The 16,339-nt window shown below is 51.6% G+C and carries 14 protein-coding genes and 1 tRNA gene; 8 read left to right on the top strand and 7 right to left on the bottom strand.

The features are described 5' to 3' along the window. Nucleotides 1-27 precede the first annotated feature (27 nt). From secD to PsAD37_RS15670, 4 genes are all read left to right on the top strand, one after another. A complete protein-coding gene (secD, locus tag PsAD37_RS29185) occupies nucleotides 28-1,632 on the top strand; it encodes a protein translocase subunit SecD (protein ID WP_063296948.1) in 1,605 nt (534 codons plus the stop codon). 16 nt (nucleotides 1,633-1,648) lie between these two features. Continuing rightward, complete coding sequence (gene secF / locus PsAD37_RS29180; protein ID WP_063296947.1) at nucleotides 1,649-2,590, top strand: protein translocase subunit SecF; 942 nt, start codon at nucleotides 1,649-1,651, stop codon at nucleotides 2,588-2,590. 144 nt (nucleotides 2,591-2,734) lie between these two features. Next, nucleotides 2,735-3,139, top strand: a complete 405-nt coding sequence (locus PsAD37_RS15675; protein ID WP_057466261.1) for an Mth938-like domain-containing protein — start codon at nucleotides 2,735-2,737, stop codon at nucleotides 3,137-3,139. A gap of 20 nt (nucleotides 3,140-3,159) precedes the next feature. Beyond that, a complete protein-coding gene (locus PsAD37_RS15670; protein WP_063296946.1) occupies nucleotides 3,160-4,020 on the top strand; it encodes a phytoene/squalene synthase family protein in 861 nt (286 codons plus the stop codon). A 55-nt stretch (nucleotides 4,021-4,075) separates the two neighbouring features. Here PsAD37_RS15670 and trmFO read toward each other — a convergent pair whose 3' ends face one another. Continuing rightward, entirely contained in the window at nucleotides 4,076-5,473 is a 1,398-nt protein-coding gene (gene trmFO, locus PsAD37_RS15665; protein ID WP_084407855.1) for a methylenetetrahydrofolate--tRNA-(uracil(54)-C(5))-methyltransferase (FADH(2)-oxidizing) TrmFO, read from the bottom strand. A gap of 235 nt (nucleotides 5,474-5,708) precedes the next feature. Between trmFO and PsAD37_RS15660 the strand changes: the two genes are divergently transcribed. After that, on the top strand, nucleotides 5,709-6,293 hold the full coding sequence (locus PsAD37_RS15660) for a hypothetical protein (protein ID WP_208991905.1): 585 nt from the start codon (nucleotides 5,709-5,711) through the stop codon (nucleotides 6,291-6,293). Between the two features lie 682 nt (nucleotides 6,294-6,975). On the opposite strand, the gene uvrA is transcribed toward PsAD37_RS15660, so the two are convergent. Beyond that, entirely contained in the window at nucleotides 6,976-9,909 is a 2,934-nt protein-coding gene (gene uvrA, locus PsAD37_RS15650) for an excinuclease ABC subunit UvrA (protein WP_063296944.1), read from the bottom strand. A 401-nt stretch (nucleotides 9,910-10,310) separates the two neighbouring features. Between uvrA and PsAD37_RS15645 the strand changes: the two genes are divergently transcribed. Next, nucleotides 10,311-10,862 (top strand): single-stranded DNA-binding protein, encoded by a 552-nt coding sequence (locus tag PsAD37_RS15645; RefSeq protein WP_063296943.1) that lies wholly within the window; start codon nucleotides 10,311-10,313, stop codon nucleotides 10,860-10,862. 220 nt (nucleotides 10,863-11,082) lie between these two features. Here PsAD37_RS15645 and PsAD37_RS15640 read toward each other — a convergent pair. Both PsAD37_RS15640 and PsAD37_RS15635 read right to left on the bottom strand, forming a co-directional pair. Next, a tRNA-Glu gene (locus PsAD37_RS15640) sits at nucleotides 11,083-11,157 on the bottom strand. 191 nt (nucleotides 11,158-11,348) lie between these two features. Next, nucleotides 11,349-11,789, bottom strand: coding sequence for a VOC family protein (locus tag PsAD37_RS15635; RefSeq protein ID WP_057466264.1), 441 nt, complete (start codon nucleotides 11,787-11,789; stop codon nucleotides 11,349-11,351). 417 nt (nucleotides 11,790-12,206) lie between these two features. Between PsAD37_RS15635 and PsAD37_RS15630 the strand changes: the two genes are divergently transcribed. Then, the gene (locus tag PsAD37_RS15630) at nucleotides 12,207-12,788 is read left to right on the top strand and encodes a cold-shock protein (protein ID WP_057466310.1); all 582 of its coding nucleotides are present in this window, start codon (nucleotides 12,207-12,209) and stop codon (nucleotides 12,786-12,788) included. A 116-nt stretch (nucleotides 12,789-12,904) separates the two neighbouring features. Beyond that, the gene (locus PsAD37_RS15625; RefSeq protein WP_084407853.1) at nucleotides 12,905-13,342 is read left to right on the top strand and encodes a DUF192 domain-containing protein; all 438 of its coding nucleotides are present in this window, start codon (nucleotides 12,905-12,907) and stop codon (nucleotides 13,340-13,342) included. 64 nt (nucleotides 13,343-13,406) lie between these two features. On the opposite strand, the gene galE is transcribed toward PsAD37_RS15625, so the two are convergent. The 3 genes from galE to PsAD37_RS15610 all read right to left on the bottom strand — a co-directional run bounded on the left by galE (nucleotide 13,407) and on the right by PsAD37_RS15610 (nucleotide 16,142). Next, nucleotides 13,407-14,396: a UDP-glucose 4-epimerase GalE gene (gene galE, locus PsAD37_RS15620; RefSeq protein WP_084407851.1), complete on the bottom strand. Its 990-nt coding sequence runs from the start codon at nucleotides 14,394-14,396 to the stop codon at nucleotides 13,407-13,409. Between the two features lie 69 nt (nucleotides 14,397-14,465). Then, a complete protein-coding gene (locus PsAD37_RS15615; RefSeq protein ID WP_063296941.1) occupies nucleotides 14,466-15,398 on the bottom strand; it encodes a cation diffusion facilitator family transporter in 933 nt (310 codons plus the stop codon). 111 nt (nucleotides 15,399-15,509) lie between these two features. Then, complete coding sequence (locus PsAD37_RS15610) at nucleotides 15,510-16,142, bottom strand: MarC family protein (protein WP_057466267.1); 633 nt, start codon at nucleotides 16,140-16,142, stop codon at nucleotides 15,510-15,512. Nucleotides 16,143-16,339: the final 197 nt, after the last annotated feature.

The following is a 16,339-nucleotide window of genomic DNA, read 5'->3' as shown; positions in this document are numbered from 1 at the left end:
GCCTATTCTAGGACCGGGCATATACTCATGCTTCATTTCGCGCGTTGGAAAATCGCCCTGATTATCGTCGTGGTGCTGGGCGGTATCTTTACAACATTGCCGAACTTCTTCCCGGCAAGTACCGTTCAATCCTGGCCGGATTTTATGCCTAAGCGCCAGATTGTTCTCGGTCTTGACCTTCAGGGCGGTGCTTATCTGCTCTATGAGGTTGATAAGGAAGATTACAAAGAAAAACAGTTCCGTCAGCTGGTTGGAAATATCCGCCGGGCCCTGCGCGAGAACCCACGTATCGGCTACACCGGTCTGGGTATTCAGGGAGACGGCGTTCAGGTTCGTATTCGTGATAATGCACGCTTCGATGAGGCTGAACAGCGCCTTGTAGAACTGGTAAACCCGCTTAACTCCGGCGTTTTCGGTGGTGCAGCGGTTAACGAATTTGTTCTTGAACCTCAAGGTGACGGCCTGTTCCGCATGGCTTTCTCTGAAGAAGGTCTGGACATGCGCCTTGCTTCCGTTGTGAGGCAGTCCATTGAAGTTATCCGTCGCCGTGTTGATGAACTCGGCACGACTGAGCCTTCCATTCAGCGTCAGGGCACTGACCGTATCCTTGTTGAAGCGCCGGGTGAATCCAACCCTCAGCGCCTGAAGGACATTATTGGTGCGACTGCGCAGCTGACGTTCCATCTTGTCAGTCAGGAAATGAGCGCGTCACAGGCACTTCAAGGCCGTCCGCCAGCAGGCACGATGGTTGTTGAGGGTTCTGATGGCCAGCCATACCTGCTGGATGAAAACCCGTTGCTGACGGGTGAAGAGCTGCAGGATGCTTCTGTTGCGTTTGACCAGCAGACAAACGAGCCTGTTGTGAACTTCCGCTTCAACACTGCCGGTGCCCGCGTCTTTGCGGATGTGACCCGCGCAAATGTTGGTCGTCCATTCGCGATTGTGCTGGATGACGAAGTGATCACCGCTCCGGTTATCCGTCAGCCAATCACAGGCGGTTCCGGTCAGATCTCCGGTAGCTTCACTGTTGATGGTGCAAATGATCTTGCTGTTCTGCTGCGTGCTGGTGCGCTTCCTGCGCGTCTGGATGTGGTTGAAGAGCGTTCTGTTGGTCCGGGCCTTGGTCAGGATTCCATTGATAGCGGTAAGGTTGCTTCCATCGTTGCAGCAGCAGCGGTCGTGATCTTCATGCTGGCGGCTTATGGCCAGTTCGGTATCATCGCGAACCTTGCCCTTGCTTCCAACGTTTTCCTGATCTTTGGTGTGCTCACCACGCTTCAGGCAACGCTGACCCTGCCGGGTATTGCGGGTGTCGTTTTGACAATTGGTATGGCGGTTGATGCCAACGTGCTGATTTATGAGCGCATTCGTGAAGAGGCACGCGCAGGTCGTTCTGCTATTGGTTCGATTGATGCGGGCTTTAGCCGTGCACTTGGCACCATTTTGGATGCAAACATCACAACGCTGATTGTGGCTGTGATCCTGTTCTTCATCGGTTCCGGTCCTGTTAAAGGGTTCGCGGTAACGCTGATGATCGGTATCTTCACCACAGTGTTCTCTGCGTTTACTATCTCTCGTTTCCTCATCTCTGTATGGGTGAAGCGTAAGCGTCCATCCAAACTGCCAATCTAACTCGGAGCATGACCCTATGAAACTTCTTAGACTTGTTCCGGAGCAGACCAATTTCCGCTTTATGCATTGGCGGGTTTTGAGTTTTCCGTTTTCTGGAATTACGGCAGTTCTTTCCGTTGTACTGTTCCTAGCAATCGGCCTGAACTACGGCATCGATTTTAAGGGCGGAACACTGATTGAGCTGCAGTCCACAAGCGGTCCTGCGAACCTTTCTGAAATTCGCCGGACACTTGGTGGTCTTGATCTGGGTGATGTGCAGGTGCAGGAATTCGGTAGTCCTACCGAAGTTCTGATCCGCATTGAATCTCAGGGCGAAGGCGAAAGTGCGCAGCAGGATGTGGTTGAGAGTGTCCGTGGTGCCTTTACCGATGGATACGAATTCCGCAGAACTGAAGTAGTTGGACCTCGTGTTTCCGGCGAGCTTGCTTATGCAGGAACGCTGGCGGTCGGGTCTGCCTTGCTGATGATCATGTTTTACATCTGGTTCCGCTTTGAATGGCAGTTCGCAGTTGGCGCGATTATCACCACCTTCAATGATATCCTGCTGACAGTTGGATTGTTTGCGGTGTTGCAGCTGGACTTTACGCTGTCCAGTATTGCGGCGGTGCTGACGATTATCGGTTATTCACTTAACGATACGGTGGTTGTTTATGACCGTATTCGTGAGAACCTGCGTCGTTACAAGCGTCTTTCTCTGGAAGAGCTGCTTGATAAGTCCATCAACGAGACCCTGTCCCGTACAACAATGACATCCGTGACCACTTTGCTGGCGCTGTTTGCGTTGTACTTCCTGGGCGGTGAAGTGATCCAGTCATTCGTGTTGGCAATGATCTTCGGTATCGTGATCGGGACTTACTCTTCTATCTTCCTTGCCTCTCCGCTGCTGATGCTCATGAAGCTTCGCACCAGCGTGTTTGATAAGAAAGACGACGAAACATCTCCTGCAAAATCGGCTTAACCAGCAGAAACTGCTTAGATTTTAAATGGGGCTGGCCACAGTTGTGGTCAGCCCCATTTTCTATTGGACATTCTTTCGCGTGTAATTAAACAGAGGCTATCAATTTGCGGGTATACTGGGCGAAAACAGCCATTGGAGGACACTATGGGAAAACGTGGAGAGCCTTTGGAAGTGCGGGATGCGCATTATCCAAGCATGGTTCAGATCGATGCCTACGGAAACGGCGGGTTTCGATTTGCGGATATGTCTCATCGTGGATCGCTGATGTGTGTGCCATCTGGTGTTTATGGTTGGGCACCTACCAGCTTTGACGAAGTTACGGACGAGGCATTGGCGCAAATCCTTGCAGAATCTGATGATATTGAAGTGTTGCTGATTGGTGCTGGTGACGAGCTGAAGCCATTTCCAGAGTCTCGTAAGGGGCCGTTTCGTGAGAAGGGCATCATGGTCGATAGCATGTCCACTGGTGCTGCTGTGCGCACATACAATGTGCTTCTTGGTGAAGACCGAGCTGTAGCAGCCGTGTTTATTGCAGTTGAAGACGTTTAAAAGAAGCGCGGAACCCAGCTATGAGCCAGGCCTATGACCACTGTAATGATTTCGTAAAACGCTTCTCCTACGAGCGTTACCTGAGCACATTGTATGCTCCGATCATTGCGCGTCCGAGTTTGATTGCCCTTTACGCCTTTGCCTGTGAGATTGCGCGTATCCGCGAGCTGGTGAATGAGCCGATGCCCGGAGAAATTCGCCTGCAATGGTGGCATGATGCGCTGAGTGGAACTGATCATGGCGATGTGATGCACAACCCGGTTGCGCAGGCGATCATTGAGACCATTGAACATCATAAACTGCCAAGAGAGCCGTTCCTTAACCTGATTTCTGCGCGCCGATTTGATCTTTATTCTGATCCGATGCCGACCATCAATGATCTGGAAGGGTATTGCGGGGAGACTAACTCTACAGTCGTTCTGCTTGCCTCGATGATCCTGAGTGGGGAACCAGCAGATCGTCAGGTTTCTGACGCATGTGGGCATGGTGGTGTGGCGTATGCGATGTCTGGCCTTATGCAGACCCTGGCGTGGCAGGCTTCGCGGCATCAGCAGTTCCTTCCAAAAGATGTGATGGAACGGCATGGTGTGGAGGCCAATACCTTGCAGGGAAATCGCTCAAATGACGCGCTCTGGGCGGCTTTTGAAGAGATGATAGAGCTGAGTAAAAAGCACCTCGATGATTGTGAGAGTGCGTTGGAAGGGATTGATCCGTCTGTGCTGCCAGCGTTCTTGCCTGTGTTTCAGGTGGAGTTGTTTTTCAACGAGGCAGATAAAGACAGCTTTGAGCCGCTGCAGGTTTGCGGTGGGGCGCCGCATATGCGCCGTGTCTGGCATATGTGGCGGACATCTCGCCGCCTTACCAAACTCTCGCGGAAATAGAAAAAAGGCCGGAGTTTCCGGCCTTTCCTGTCTCTAATAGCATGTTGCGTGCGCGTTAGACGTTCGCGACCCATGCTTTAAAGTCATCCAGACCCCGCTTGGCCATAACCTGCTTTTTAAGGCGGGTCTTTTCTTTGCCGCGCAGGCGCTTGCCTTCCGGATGCTTCGGCATTTCGTCCAGTGGAGGCAGAAGGCCGAAGTTGATGTTCATTGGCTGGAAGGAACGCGAGCCGGAACCATCTTCGCGATCAATGTGACCACCCGTGATATGGTTGACGATTGCACCGCATGCGGTTGTGATTGGCGGAGGTGCAATGTCGGTTCCAAGTGCCTGATGAGCTGCGAATAAACCTGTCAAACATCCAACGGCGGTGGATTCCACATAACCTTCACAGCCGGTGATCTGACCTGCAAAACGCACGTATGGCAGAGCTTTGAGGCGCATTTGATCATCGAGAAGACGCGGTGAATTGAGGAAGGTGTTGCGGTGCAGGCCGCCGAGGCGGGCAAACTGAGCTTCTTCCAGGCCCGGGATCATGCGGAGAATTTCTGCCTGTGCGCCGTACTTCAGTTTGGTCTGAAAACCAACCATGTTGTAAAGCGTGCCAAGGGCATTGTCCTGACGCAGCTGCACCACAGCGTAGGCCTTGATGTCTGGCTGATGGGCATTGGTCAGGCCCATTGGTTTCATCGGGCCGTGGCGCAGGGTCTCGCGGCCACGTTCTGCCATCACTTCAATTGGCAGGCAGCCATCAAAGTATGGCGTGTTTTCTTCCCATTCTTTGAAGGAGGTCTTTTCGCCGCCAATCAGTGCATCGATAAAGGCTTCGTATTGCTCTTTATCCATTGGGCAGTTGATGTAATCTTTACCTGTACCGCCCGGGCCGACTTTGTCGTAGCGAGACTGAAACCATGCTTTGTTCATATTGATGGTTTCAGTGTGGATGATCGGTGCAATAGCATCAAAAAAGGCGAGGGAGTCTTCGCCGGTTGCTTGCAGGATCTGCTCTGAAAGAGCTGGAGATGTGAGCGGGCCGGTTGCAAGAATGACCTGACCGATTTCTGCGGATGGGATCTCAGTCACTTCTTCACGGAGGATCTCTATGTTCTCGTGGCTTTCCAGCGCAGCTTGTACAGCTTGGGAAAATCCATCACGGTCAACGGCCAGTGCGCCGCCAGCAGGCACTTTGTTGGCATCTGCGCATCTCATGATCAGGGAGCCGGCAGCGCGTAGCTCAGCATGAAGCAGGCCAACAGCGTTGTTTTCAGCATCGTCAGAACGGAATGAGTTGGAGCACACCAGTTCTGCAAGGCCATCTGTTTTGTGTGCATCGGTCTCACGTGTTGGGCGCATTTCGTGCAGAACGACCTTCAGGCCTTTTTCTGCGATCTGCCATGCTGCTTCGGAGCCTGCCAGGCCGCCGCCAACCACGTGTATGGGCTGCTTCGTCATTTCCTATCCAATCGACTGGGCTTCTGTTGCGCCAAAGCGTCTGATGAAGCCTAAGTGTTTATCGCTTGCGAATTGCTTAGCCTCTGAACTTGCTCAGTTCAATCATTTAGGCCATCAATCTTCCATGGTTGTGCAAAGTGATTCACAAAAACACATGTATTTTTCAAATAAGAAACTGAAGAAAATTTCTCAGGCCTTCGTGATTGCAGTTGGCGCAATTGGGCTAACTGCGTGCATGAGCCAAATTAATAGAAAGCCAAGTACCTGGTATACTCAGATGGGTGGCATCGAAAACAAAGGTGACACACTGTACATCTGTCATGGTTTCGGCTGCGAATATCGCACGGCTGTGACGTTTAGCCAGAAAGACAAACAGCGGTTGCGCTCGATTTTGAAGCGAGGGCATCGAAGCCCTGAGGCAGAACGTGCTGCAATTTCCAAAGCGGTGCAGTGGCAAGAAAAGCGTGTTGGGCCTGTGGTTGGGTCATCCAATGATATTGGTGGGCTGGATATGGGTAATGGCAACGTTAAAGGGCAGATGGATTGCATTGACGAGGCGACCAACACGACAAGCCTGCTGGTTTATGCGGGTTCTCAGGGTTGGCTTAAATACCACCGTGCGGCGCGGCCTGCCTCTCGTGGTTTCTTCCTTGATGGTAAGTATCCGCATGCTTCAGCTGTTGTGGTGGATACAACGACTGAGATTCCATGGGTGGTAGACAGCTGGCGCCTGAGTAATGGCAAGCCGCCGGATATTCTGCATATGACTAAGTGGCTGACTATGACCAGCGCTGATTTGGAAAACCCATCAGGCAGGTGAGCTGGTGATGAGAGTTGCGCAGTGATGTGCGTAAAGCAGTGATGATTTGGAGAGCGTATCAGCGAGGCTGGTGCGCTTTTCTTTTGTGTGATTGCTTTACTGAGGACGATGGGCAGTTTTGAGGAAAATAGGCCCTTAAAACAGCTAACGCCCGTCGATGGGAGGAACGACGGGCGAAGCTAGTAAACAGAGAACTGGGAGGAAATCTCTGTTTAGAACCATCAAGCAGCTTGGGAGGAGGTGCTGCCTGAGGATTGTATGTTAGGCTGCCGAGGTTTAATTGGGAGGAGTTCCTCAGCGGCCTTGAGTTGGTTTATACAAAAGACTTTCCAATTGTGCATCACATCATTTCGCATGTCCGATATGCAAAAAATGCATGGCATTATGGCAAATGATGGCGCTACCATTCTTCAAAACGACATAAATGCTAAAATTAACGATTGTGCAGTGCGGTAATTTTGTGATTTGCGGCACAAATCTGCATACCTGAGGGGCTGGGAGTGCTGTTTTTAGGCAGTTGGTGCTGAAAACTTAATCATATTTCAATGTGTCGCCGGCTTTGAGCAGGCTTTGTAATAGAGCGGCGCCAACTGGTATTTTGTGTTGTTCTCGCGGAAAGAGACTGTTGGGGTGACGGTTTTTGCAAAAAAAATGACCGGGACAATGCCCGGTCATTTGGTTTTTATTCTGCGGCGTCCAGTTTGCTGGCGCTTCGCCTTTCAAACAATTCCTTGAGGAAGTGTCCCGTATAGCTCTCTGGTACCTCTGCCACATCCTGTGGACGGCCGGTTGCAACGATGGTTCCGCCGCCGTCACCCCCTTCAGGGCCAAGGTCAAGGATCCAGTCTGCGGTTCTGATCACTTCCAGATTGTGTTCGATCACGAGAACTGTGTTGCCTTGATCGACCAGCTCATGAAGGACATCGAGCAGCTTGGCGACATCGTGGAAATGGAGACCGGTTGTTGGTTCGTCCAGAATATAGAGCGTACGGCCAGTTGAGCGTTTGGAAAGTTCCTTTGCCAGTTTCACACGTTGTGCTTCACCGCCGGACAAGGTGGTGGCTTGTTGGCCGACCTTGATGTAGCCGAGGCCCACGCGGGCGAGGGTTTCCATCTTGTCGCGGATGGATGGCACGGCAGAGAAGAAGCTTGCTGCTTCTTCAACGGTCATGTCCAGTACATCTGCAATGGATTTGCCCTTGAACTGAACTTCCAGTGTCTCGCGATTGTAGCGCTTGCCCTTACACACATCACAGGTGACATATACATCAGGTAGGAAGTGCATCTCGATCTTGATAACACCGTCACCCTGACAGGCTTCGCAGCGTCCGCCTTTCACGTTGAAAGAGAAGCGACCCGGCGCGTAGCCGCGTGTTTTTGCTTCCGGCATGCCTGCAAACCACTCACGGATTGGAGTGAACGCGCCTGTGTAGGTTGCCGGGTTGGAGCGCGGGGTTCTGCCAATCGGGGATTGGTCAATGTCGATGACTTTGTCCAGGCGCTCCAGACCTTCAATCCGGTCATGCGGGGCGGGGTTGTCGCGTGCACCGTTGAGACGACGAGCCGTTGCCTTGTAGACGGTGTCGATCAGGAATGTTGACTTACCGCCACCGGATACACCGGTCACACATGTGAAAGTGCCAAGCGGAATGGTTGCATTCACGTCTTTGAGGTTGTTGCCGCGTGCGCCGAACACCTTGATCTGACGGTTCTTGTCAATCTTGCGCGGCTCATCTGGTTGCGGGATGCTCATTTTGCCGGAAAGATACTTACCAGTGAGAGAGGCCGGATTAGCCATCACTTCATCTGGTGTACCTTTGGCAACTACCTGTCCGCCATGGATACCTGCGCCCGGGCCTACATCCACCACGTAATCCGCAGTCAGAACGGCGTCTTCGTCGTGTTCTACCACGATGACGGTGTTGCCCAGATTGCGCAGGTGCTTCAGTGTTTCCAGAAGGCGGGCATTGTCACGCTGGTGCAGGCCGATGGATGGCTCATCCAGAACATAAAGAACACCAGTCAGGCCGGAGCCAATCTGAGAGGCCAGACGAATGCGCTGGCTTTCACCGCCAGACAGGGTTCCAGAAGAGCGGTCCATGGAGAGGTATTCCAGGCCAACATCGTTGAGGAACTTCAGGCGCTCACGGATTTCCTTAAGGATGCGGTACGCAATTTCGTTCTGTTTGTCGGAGAGCTTTTCGTCAATGCTGGAGAACCAGTCATGTGCAGTTTTGATGGAAAGAGCTGTGATCTCACCGATGTGGCGGTCTGCAATTTTGACGCAAAGGGCCTCAGGTTTGAGGCGGTAGCCTTTACAGGCATCGCAGGCATGGTCTGACTGGTAGCGTGAAAGCTCGTCGCGCACCATTTGAGAATCTGTTTCACGCCAGCGGCGCTCAATGTTGCCGACAACGCCTTCAAATGGCTTTTCGGTTTTGTAAGAGCGGGTACCATCGTCGTAAACGAACTGTACTTTTGTATTGCCGGTTCCAAACAGCACTGCATTGCGGAAGTCTTCTGGGAGGTCTTTCCAGGCTTTGGTCATTGGCTGTTTGTGGTGCTTGGCCAATGCTTCCAGCGTTTGAGTATAATAAGGGGAGGTTGAGCCTGTTTTTGACCACGGCAGGATTGCGCCGCCCCTTAGGGACAGAGTCTGGTCCGGTACAACGAGTTCGGCCTCAAAGGCCAGTTTTGTTCCTAGCCCGTCGCAGGTCGGGCATGCACCAAAGGGGTTGTTGAACGAGAACAGGCGCGGTTCAATCTCCGGGATCGTGAAACCGGAGACTGGGCAGGCGAACTTTTCAGAGAAAATGAGCTGCTTTGCTTTGCCTTTTTCGTCTTGCTGATCTGCAAACTCAACGGTAGCGAGGCCTTCGGCCAGCTCCAGTGCGGTTTCCAGAGAATCTGCCAGGCGGCCAGCCATGTCTTCACGCACGACGATACGGTCAACAACAACGTCAATGTCGTGCTTGAATTTCTTATCCAGAGCAGGTGCATCGGCGATTTCATAATATTCGCCGTCAACTTTTACACGCTGGAAGCCTTTCTTCATCAGCTCGGCGAGTTCTTTTCTATATTCCCCTTTGCGGCCACGCACGATGGGGGCCAGCAAGTACAGGCGAGTTCCTTCTTCCAGCATCAAAATGCGGTCGACCATCTGGGAGACGGTCTGACTTTCAATTGGAAGGCCTGTTGCCGGGGAATATGGGATGCCCACGCGTGCGAACAGAAGGCGCATGTAGTCATAGATTTCGGTGACTGTGCCGACCGTGGAGCGGGGGTTTTTTGATGTGGTTTTCTGCTCAATGGAGATGGCAGGTGACAGGCCGTCAATCTGATCCACATCCGGTTTCTGCATCATTTCAAGGAACTGGCGGGCGTAAGCGCTCAGGCTTTCAACGTAGCGGCGCTGCCCCTCGGCATAAATGGTATCGAAGGCAAGCGAAGATTTGCCTGAGCCGGACAGGCCAGTCATAACAATGAGGCTATCGCGTGGAAGATCCAGATCCACATTTTTCAAGTTATGTTCGCGAGCGCCGCGTACAGTAATCTGCTTCGTAAGATCTGCGCGCGCGGAAGTGTTGTGTGTGTCATGTGTTGGCGACTTCGCCATGGAACTGTCCTTTATCACGGATGCCGAGTTCGCATATAAAAAGCAAAACAGGTCTGGGCGCGATCCTCAAAATGCAGGAGAATGTGCGCTGGAAATCAGGTGGAACATAAACGGAACAATTTTAAGGGGCAAGCCTTTTTGAGTTTGCTCGCGCAAAATTGTCTTTTAGAAAAATTGAGAGTTGAACTTGGCAGTTTTGCAAGGCATTGTGCTGGAACAAATATAGAACGAGTGGAGAGCCTTGCTTGCGGGCGCCTGATATTCCGACTGAAAGCCTAGGAAATGTGGACAACCACGGCGGCTTTGAGAAAGTCTGTTTGAATTGTAGAGCGCGGAGCATAGGTTACTTGCCAACTTAACTCGCTTAAACTTTGGGCGAGTTCAGACTTAGGAGTAATTCAATGGCCGGTAGCGTCAATAAAGTCATTTTGGTTGGAAATTTGGGCGCAGATCCGGAAATTCGCCGTACGCAGGACGGTCGTCCAATCGTCAACTTGCGTATCGCTACTTCGGAGAGCTGGCGTGACCGTAACAGCGGCGAACGCCGTGAGCGGACCGAATGGCACCGTGTTGTTGTGTTTAATGAAGGCCTTGCAAAGGTTGCCGAGCAATTCCTGCGCAAAGGCTCCAAGGTTTACATCGAAGGTCAGTTGCAAACCCGCAAATGGCAGGACCAGAGCGGCCAGGAGAAATACTCCACCGAGATCGTTCTGCAGGGCTTCAACTCGACGCTGACTATGCTTGATGGTCGCGGCGAAGGCGGTGGTGCAGGCGGCCAAGGTGGCCAGTCCGGTGGCTTCGGCGGCGGCAGTGGCGGCGGATACGACCAGGGCGGTGGCTTTGGTGGTGGTGGCTCCAGCAATCAGGGCGGCGGCTTCGGCGGTGGCGGTGGAGGTGGTCAAGCACCATCTGGCGGTTTCGGCGGTGGAATGGACGACGAAATTCCGTTCTAATCCAAGCAGGCAATTCAAGATGGCCCGGAGTGAGCATTGTTTTACTACCGGGCTTTTTTGTGCTCTGGTGCGAAGTCTTGTTAAAGGGAGGGCGCGACTAGAAGGTGCTGGCTTGAGGTGTGGTGAAATGTCTGCTTGGGGGCGTACTCTTAAAATAAAAGAGAAGCAGCACGCGCAGAAATGCAATGCTAGCAAACGAAATAAATTAAAGGGAAAGAATTGGTACGCCCAAGGGGAATCGAACCCCTGTTTCCGCCGTGAAAGGGCGGCGTCCTAACCGCTAGACGATGGGCGCACTCTACAGCATTTGCGCATGTGGCGCGCTGTGTGAGGAGGCTTATAAGTTTTCAGTAGGATATTGTCTAGTGCTTAAAATTTTATAATTCAAACAATCCACAAATATGGATTTGGTCTATTCTTTTCTTAATTATTGTTAGATTTCAGCGCCTCACTCGAAATTGAGGCGCTGAAAAGCTTGTGCTGGGATTACCAGCTGCCGGTGTTGCCCATGGAGAGCCATGGCTCAGCTGGCTCAAGGCTTCCACCTTTTTGCAGAAGCTCAATGGAAATTCCATCTGGAGAAACAATGAATGCCATACGGCCGTCGCGTGGTGGTCGGTTGATTGTGATCCCAGAGGCTTGGAGTTTTTCGCAGGTCTCATAGATATTGTCGACTTCATAGGCAAGGTGGCCGAAGTTGCGACCTCCGGCGTACTCTTCCGGATCCCAGTTGTATGTTAGCTCGAGTGCTGGTGCGGAAGATGCGCTGAAGCTTTCTTTGTCTTCAGGCGCAGCCAGGAAGACAAGCGTGAAGCGGCCAGCTTCGCTTTCGTGACGGCGAACTTCTTCCAGCCCAAAGATGCTGCAATAAAACTTCAAGGATTCATCAAGATCTTTAACGCGGACCATGGTGTGTAGATAACGCATGTCGAACTCTTTCTTTTATGGGATTGGCTCTGTGAAGTGGGAACCAGCAGAGGTTGAAGTTGGCCGAAGCTAGCGCGAAAAAAGCTAGGAGGGAAGGGTGCCTAGTATTTCTGAATTCTGAATATGCAAGGTATGCTCCGCAATAGTGTGTATCTGATGACAAGCGGAGACTTTGAAAGTAACGCGGGGATTCATGGGATAAAATCTTCAGTAGTGTTAGCTATACCCCCTCCAAACTTCAGGTAAATGGTGTTGATAGGACAACACTAACCAAATCAATGGGGGATCATTTAGCTCTTTGTTAATTTTTTACCTTTTTGCCGTCGGGCGTAATGATATTCTTTTTGTGGAATCAAGTGGTGTTCGGTTTTGATCGAGCGTTACATTTCAGATGCGGCAAATTTCGGGGCATTCATCATGGTGGTAAAAACGGCGCCTCAGTTAGGCTCTGTCGAGGACCTGGTTGACGATACAGCCTTAGATGTTCTTCAAGTGGCAGGAACAATCAAGTGGTTTGATATTGGTAAAGGCTATGGTTTTGTAGAGCCGGAAGACGATCTGCCTGACGTCTTGTTGCATGTTACATGCTTGCGCAGGGACGGCTATCAGACGGCGTATGAAGGCGCGCGTGTTGTTTGCGAGGTGCTTAATCGTCCGCGCGGATTGCAGGCGATGCGCATTCTTTCCATGGATGAGAGTTATGCGGTTCATCCTTCTCAGCTGCCACCGTCTCGGACGCACGTGCAGGTGACGCCAGAGGGTAGCTTTATCGACGCGGAAGTAAAATGGTTTAACCGGGTCAAGGGCTTTGGTTTCCTGACCCGCGGTGAAGGCACGGAAGATATCTTCATTCATATGGAAACGCTACGTCGTTTCGGTATTACTGAGTTGCGGCCTGGTCAAAAGGTGCAGGTGCGCTTTGGTGATGGGCCGAAAGGCAAGATGGCTGCGGAAGTTCGGCCTGTTGGGAGTGGTACTCACATTCCGGCATCTCACTGACGAGAGGCTGACCGTTTTCAGATCACATTCCTGAGATTTGCTGATTTTAAGCCCTTGGCGACTTGCCAAGGGTTTTTCTTTGGCTCAAAGCTAAAGAAAACGAGGTTTAGGGCTATATGACGGTTCTTCGAATTGCTTTCATTTTTGTTTTGCTAGGTATGACATCGACGGTCGCTGCAGGTATGAGAACTGAAATTCTTGAAGTGCGTAGTGCCAATGGAACGCATGAGTTCCAAGTTGAGGTCGCTGAAACGCCTGATGATAGAGCTCAAGGCTTGATGGGCCGAACGGATCTGACAGCTGATCAGGGGATGCTGTTCATTTTCCCGCAGTCGGGTCTTCAGTACTTCTGGATGAAGAATACGCCGACTTCGCTCGATATCATTTTCATCGGGTCTGATTATAAAGTTAAAAGCATTGCTGCGAACACAGTGCCGTATTCGGAAGAGATTATCCCTTCCGGTTTGCCTGCTCAATATGTTTTAGAGGTGGTGGCTGGGCGCGCGGCTGAATTGGGTATTCAGCCTGGAGATCGCGTTATCCGTATCCCATAGATGAAGCGTTTTGTGGTTCGCAGGAAAGTGTGCTGACTGAGCAGTTCAGTCAGCACAATAACGGTTAAAGGCTGTTTTTGAATTGGAGCTTTTTCTCCCAATCCAGCGCATGTTTTACGATTGTTGGCAGGTCATCAAAGCGTGGCTTCCATTCCAGATTGCTCATGATTCTGGAGTTGTCTGCGACAACTTTTGGAGAGTCACCAGCACGGCGCGGCTCTTTTTTCACCTCAAAATTAACGTCTGATACGGCTTTCATAGCGTCGATGACCTGAAGGACTGAGTAGCCGTCACCGTAGCCTGCGTTCATGATGATGCTATCTCCGCCATCGCGCAGGCGTTTTAGGGCAAGGTAATGTGCACTTGCGAGGTCGGAAACGTGGATGTAATCGCGCACTCCAGTCCCATCTGGTGTGTCGAAATCATCGCCAAAAATGCCGAGATGGGTACGCTTACCGAGGGCAGCTTCGCAGGCCACTTTGATCAGATGTGTCGCATTCTTGGTGGACTGGCCAGTGCGACCTTCCGGATCAGCGCCTGCCACATTAAAATAGCGTAGAGCCGTGTATTTGAACTCGTGGGCGGCGGCCGTGTCGCGCAACATAAGTTCTGTCATTAACTTTGAAGTGCCGTAGGGGCTTAAGGGAGTTAAGGGGGTGTCTTCAGAAACTGGAATAACTTCTGGATCACCATAAACTGCTGCGGTTGATGAGAAGATGAAATGCTTGATGCCATTCTTCACACAGGCTTCAATTAATGTGCGTGAAGCTGCTGTGTTATTCTCATAATATTTCAGTGGGTTAGAGACGGATTCTGGGACGATAATTGAGCCCGCGAAGTGAATGACCGCAGAGATGTCGTGGTTGCGGAAGATTGTCTGGAGCAGATCAAGGTCTGTGATTTCGCCTTCGTAAAGCTTGGTGCTCTGCGGGATGGCCCAATCGAAGCCCGTGGACAGGTTGTCTATGACGACAAAATCCTCTCCTGCGTCGTGAAGACACCACGTCATGTGGCTTCCAATATATCCGCAGCCGCCTGTTACAAGTATGGTCATTGTCTGCTCCAAAATTCTTAGTATGTAAGCTTCTTAAGGGTTTAATCTGTGTGTCACTAGGCGGATAAACTACTCGCCCTCAAGAATCTGATGATCGCGCGCAGCCTGGACTTCAAGGAATACGCGTCCGATCAATGGTTGTGCCCGTTTGATCGTGTCTTCCAGTGAGAAGATGACTTCTTCAACTGCACCTGCTGTCAGAGCGTCTTCGAAATCCAGCGAGGCTGCGAGAAGGACGTCATTTGGGCCCAGGTGCAGGGTGCGGATTTCATTCACGCCTTTGACGGCTGCTGGTGCCTGTAGAATTTCTCGTACGGAGGCAACAAGTTCGTCAGAAGCGCTTTCGCCGATGAGGAGGCCTTTGGTTTCCAATGCCAGTACAAATGCTGTGCCTGCGAGGATGAGGCCAATTACGACAGAGGCTGCTCCGTCCAGCCATGCAATGCCCAAAGCTTGAGCGCCGTAGATGCCGACAAGTGCTACGAGCAGGCCGAGCATTGCGGCTGTATCTTCGAAAAGCACAGTGAAAACTGTTGGGTCTTTGCTGTCGCGCACAGCGGCAAGGAAAGGGCGCTTGCCTTTGGTTTTTTTGAACTCTTTGTAGGCGACCATCCAGGCCCAGCCTTCAAAAATAAGTGCGAGTCCAAGGACGATGTAAGCGATCAGGGCAGATTCAATCGGGTGAGGATTGAGAATTTTCTGAATGCCTTCGTAAAGCGAAATTCCTGCACCAACGGCGAAAATCATGATGGCGACGACAAATGCCCAGAAGTAAATTTCTGAGCCGTATCCGAACGGGTGTTTTTCATCTGCAGGTTTTTCAGCGCGCTTCATGCCAAGCAGCAGCAGGCCCTGGTTTCCTGTGTCAACGAGCGAGTGAATGCCTTCGGACAGCATTGCGGCAGACCCGGTATAGGCTGCGGCAGCAAATTTGGTGATTGAAATGAGTGTGTTGCCAGCAAGGGCGGCGAAAATCACTTTTTTTGAGCCGTGGGCAGCCATTCGAATCCTCCGTAAAATACAACGGTGACTTTACGAAGGGGATTTGGGACTGCAAGCTTTAACTCATTTGGGGAGAAGAGCGCCCACAAGAGGTATGGGCGCTCGCCTGAATTATGAATGCATCTCGATTAACGAGAAGATGCCATCTGCAACGAACTGAACGGACAGTGCTGCGAGGATCACACCAAAAAGACGGGTGATGATGAGCTGAACTGTTGAGCCGAGCAGTTTATCGATGCGCGCTGCCAGCAGAAACACGAAGAAGCTGAGTGCGAGCACAGACAGAAGGACTGCGATCAGGCTCATCTGGCCAGCGAAGCCCGGTGCCTGACCGGCGAGCAGGATGATTGCAGAGATAGTTGCCGGACCTGCAATGAGCGGAATAGCCAGCGGGAACACTGCTGTCTGGGACAGGTCTTCCTGTTCGACAACCTTTTCCGCACTTTCAGCTTTACGCTTCTGGCGATGCTCGAACACCATCTCAGTTGCAATGATGAAGAGCAGAAGACCGCCTGCAACCTTAAAGGCAGCTTGAGAGATGCCGAGAACTTCCAGAAGCTGGCGTCCGGCAAAGAAAAATGCCAGGAGCGTGATGCCAGAAATGACTATGGCTTTAATCGCAATCTGACGGCGCTCAACACTGCTTGCCCCGGCGGTTACGGCCAGAAAAATTGGTGCCAGACCAATCGGGTCGATGGTGACAAACAGCATGGCAAATGCATTGATGAGGAACTCAATGAGCATTGCGCTTTACCTTGTATGTGGTTTAGCCCATCTTTGGGCGCTTTTACCCGCATTTCTGCGGTTCTTGAGAGGGCGCTACCAGACAATGTTGTATTTAGCAAGAGTTTGATAGGATTTTGCATCGCCTGCGTATAGCTTAGTATTTTTATGAGGAAGAGCGATGCTTTTGAGCAACGAAACTGCGTAGAAAGGCCTAG

This window comes from Pseudovibrio sp. Ad37, from assembly GCF_001623075.1.
GTDB lineage: Bacteria > Pseudomonadota > Alphaproteobacteria > Rhizobiales > Stappiaceae > Pseudovibrio.
The sequence above is the reverse complement of the archived record's forward strand: the minus strand, read 5'-3'. Positions and strand labels throughout refer to the sequence as shown.

Coding starts and splice junctions, on each gene's coding strand:
- secD (WP_063296948.1), top strand. CDS start 28: ATGCTTCATTTCGCGCGTTGGAAAATCGCCCTGATTATCGTCGTGGTG.
- secF (WP_063296947.1), top strand. CDS start 1,649: ATGAAACTTCTTAGACTTGTTCCGGAGCAGACCAATTTCCGCTTTATG.
- PsAD37_RS15675 (WP_057466261.1), top strand. CDS start 2,735: ATGGGAAAACGTGGAGAGCCTTTGGAAGTGCGGGATGCGCATTATCCA.
- PsAD37_RS15670 (WP_063296946.1), top strand. CDS start 3,160: ATGAGCCAGGCCTATGACCACTGTAATGATTTCGTAAAACGCTTCTCC.
- trmFO (WP_084407855.1), bottom strand. CDS start 5,473: ATGACGAAGCAGCCCATACACGTGGTTGGCGGCGGCCTGGCAGGCTCC.
- PsAD37_RS15660 (WP_208991905.1), top strand. CDS start 5,709: ATGAGCCAAATTAATAGAAAGCCAAGTACCTGGTATACTCAGATGGGT.
- uvrA (WP_063296944.1), bottom strand. CDS start 9,909: ATGGCGAAGTCGCCAACACATGACACACACAACACTTCCGCGCGCGCA.
- PsAD37_RS15645 (WP_063296943.1), top strand. CDS start 10,311: ATGGCCGGTAGCGTCAATAAAGTCATTTTGGTTGGAAATTTGGGCGCA.
- PsAD37_RS15635 (WP_057466264.1), bottom strand. CDS start 11,789: ATGCGTTATCTACACACCATGGTCCGCGTTAAAGATCTTGATGAATCC.
- PsAD37_RS15630 (WP_057466310.1), top strand. CDS start 12,207: ATGGTGGTAAAAACGGCGCCTCAGTTAGGCTCTGTCGAGGACCTGGTT.
- PsAD37_RS15625 (WP_084407853.1), top strand. CDS start 12,905: ATGACGGTTCTTCGAATTGCTTTCATTTTTGTTTTGCTAGGTATGACA.
- galE (WP_084407851.1), bottom strand. CDS start 14,396: ATGACCATACTTGTAACAGGCGGCTGCGGATATATTGGAAGCCACATG.
- PsAD37_RS15615 (WP_063296941.1), bottom strand. CDS start 15,398: ATGGCTGCCCACGGCTCAAAAAAAGTGATTTTCGCCGCCCTTGCTGGC.
- PsAD37_RS15610 (WP_057466267.1), bottom strand. CDS start 16,142: ATGCTCATTGAGTTCCTCATCAATGCATTTGCCATGCTGTTTGTCACC.